This window comes from Rhizobium sp. rho-13.1 (genome assembly GCF_007000305.1).
In the GTDB taxonomy this organism is placed as follows: Bacteria; Pseudomonadota; Alphaproteobacteria; order Rhizobiales; family Rhizobiaceae; genus Rhizobium; species Rhizobium rhododendri.
Genome location: NZ_SCFL01000062.1, coordinates 1 through 2,624, shown reverse-complemented (window position 1 = coordinate 2,624; position 2,624 = coordinate 1). Strand labels below are relative to the sequence as shown.

Genomic DNA, 2,624 nt, shown 5'->3' with positions numbered 1-2,624 from the left:
TCCACCGGAGGATGTCGGCGGTCCGTGGGGTTATGAAGAGTTCCGCGAGGCCATTACGGACACCAACCATGAGCGTCACCACGAACTTGTGGAATGGTGGAGCGATGCGCACTACGATCCTGGCGATGTCGACGCCGCCAATCTCCGCAAAAACGTCGAGGCTTTAGCTGCAAAGTGGAAGCGCCGATCGCGAAAGAAAAGCTGAACCTGCGGTCCTCGGCGAATGCATACGGCTCTCACCTCACCCGGCTCCCATCAAGCGAGCTCCATGCCATTACCAAGTCGCCAGTGTACGAACAGCTTCCGGTTTTCACGCGCAATCTTTGCAACAAAGAGACGCGCTTGCCCCAGGCGTTTGCGAAAGGGCTTATATTTCCGTTTAAACCAAACATAGAGCGTTTCGTTGATGTATCTCGCCATCGTATAAAGTGCCGAGCGCCAGTATTGCCCATAGTATGCGATCCATCCCCGAACGATCGGGTTTATCTCGCGGGCAATGTCATCCTAAACGTCACCTCTGTTCGTTTGCGGAGTTTCAGGTTTCGTATCCTCTCCCGCATCGAATTCAGCGATGATATGCTGACGGCCGGGGTAAATCCGCAGAACGTTTTCTGCGTAACTGGACCCCGGACGGATCGCGGACGAAAGCAATACCCGAGAAAGTCGAACTTGACGGTCTCGTGCCGACACCTCCGTCGATCATCTTTGCAGTAGACGATTTTCGTTTTCGCGGGATGCATTTCCAAGCGACATTCCAAAAGACGAGCTGCAAGCGCTTCTCTGACGATCCGCGCTTCACTCTCGCTCCGGCAATGCACCAGTCCATCATCCGCGTAACGACACCATGGCAGGTCAGGGAACTGTCTGCCCATCCACACGTCGAATGCATAATGCAGGAAGAGGTTGGCAAGTATCGGGCTAACGACACCGCCTTGTGGCGTGCCGCAGTTTCGCTCGACGGTTGCCCCATCCTCCTTCCGCATTGGTGCTGTCAGCCATCTTTCGATGTAGAGCAGCGCCCAGGCACACGTTATGTGTTTGCGTACAGCCCGTAGCAGAAGGTCGTGGTCGATATTGTCAAACAGTTCTTTGATATCGAATTCCAGGACCCAATCATATTTCCAGCACCGCTTGCGCGTAACGCCGATGGCATCCAGCGCCGACTTTTCGGGCCGATAGCCATAGGAATCTGCCACAAAGATTGCATCTAGATCCGGCTCAATCATCTGCTTGACCACACTTTGGGCCACGCGATCTGCCACTGTTGGCACCCCGAGGATCCGCTGGCCTCCACTCTTCTTAGGAATGGAAACGGCGCGAACTGGCGGAGGAAAGTAAGTGCCTGAGCTCATCCTGTTCCAGATCTTATAGAGATTCCCCTTCAGATCGGCCTCGAACTGCTCAATCGTTACTCCATCCACACCAGCTGCGCCTCCGTTGGATCGCACCTGCAGATAAGCTTCGTACACCTTCTGCTTACTGATATTGAACGGTTTGCCTTGCGTATCCATCAACGTCCTCCTGTTGCCAGTTGTGTTGATGATACGCCCACCTGATCCGACCTCTTCGCTCCAGCTCCATTACGAGCCTTCATCGCTACTACAGATCGGTCCGTCCCAGTGCTCCGCATCGGTACTCTCGCCTCACGGTTTTCTCCGCTTGTGCTTCTCCCTTTGCATCGGAGCGACTGGTTCCTGCAGTTCCGCGACAATGCCTGCATCCGCTTCACGCCCCCTCAACGCCGGTCGCCGCTTGCCCGGTTACCAGGCATCTGACAAGCTGATCCCAAAGAGACGACACACCTCTGGTTTTGACGACAGGTTCCACGTTACGACGCTTCATCGGAAGGTTCATTTTCATTCGTCTCTCGGATGCGTACCGGTCCAGGGTTTGCCCTAGACTTACCTTTAACGCTCACGACCACGTCTCTTAAACGCAGCCGCTTGGAGTGGTTTGAGCCCAGCTCCTGAAAGCCGAACCCGAGGGGCCAACCCTCATCATTATCGCAGCTTCAAGCACAAAGATTGTCAGGCCATATAGACCATCCTTTCCGAGTGCTCTGCAGCACACTGTCGTCGCCATGAAGTCGCTCAGCAGCCAGAGCATGTGCTTCGATCAACGAATGGATGGGCTTCAGCGCCGCGGCACATGCTCCGACTTGGTCGGCCAATGTCGATAAGCCAAGGTCGACGCCCTAGCGGGCACAGCGTTCGCTCTGGCGATTGAGCGGCTGGTGCTGGGCGAACTTCTCAACAGGATCATCGCCGCGAACAAGCGCCCAACCATCTCATCGAGCGTCACATCCTTACGGTCATCGATCAACGCGATCACGAATTCCTCGTGGGCATCAACGGCCGATGGTCGTCGCCAGCCTTGTGGCCGAGGCCTTAACTCGCCCTGTCGCGCTCTCGCGATCCAGCGGATCGCGGTCGAAATTCCAACGCCGAAACGAGCCGCAGCCTGTCGGGCCGACATGCCCGACGCCGACGCTTTCAATACTCGTATTCGCAGATCATCGCTCAAGGCCTGTCCCATCATCCACCTCTCCGTTGCGGATGTTGAATCAGCTTAGGCCGTGTTGACAAAGTGGATTCCCAAATCGGTCGAGGCATGATTCAAGACTG

General features: G+C 55.7%; 4 pseudogenes. 1 reads left to right on the top strand and 3 read right to left on the bottom strand.

Features of this window, described 5'->3' with window-relative positions:
- A pseudogene (locus tag EQW76_RS28575) lies at positions 1 to 205 on the top strand (plasmid pRiA4b ORF-3 family protein); the annotation flags it as partial.
- A gap of 50 nt (positions 206 to 255) precedes the next feature.
- Here the strand turns inward: EQW76_RS28575 and ltrA are convergent.
- The 3 pseudogenes from ltrA to EQW76_RS28555 all read right to left on the bottom strand — a co-directional run.
- Positions 256 to 1,511, bottom strand: a pseudogene (ltrA, locus tag EQW76_RS28570) (group II intron reverse transcriptase/maturase).
- Between the two features lie 557 nt (positions 1,512 to 2,068).
- Positions 2,069 to 2,251, bottom strand: a pseudogene (locus EQW76_RS28560) (transposase); the annotation flags it as partial.
- A gap of 20 nt (positions 2,252 to 2,271) precedes the next feature.
- Positions 2,272 to 2,535: pseudogene (locus EQW76_RS28555) on the bottom strand (transposase); the annotation flags it as partial.
- Positions 2,536 to 2,624 lie beyond the last annotated feature (89 nt).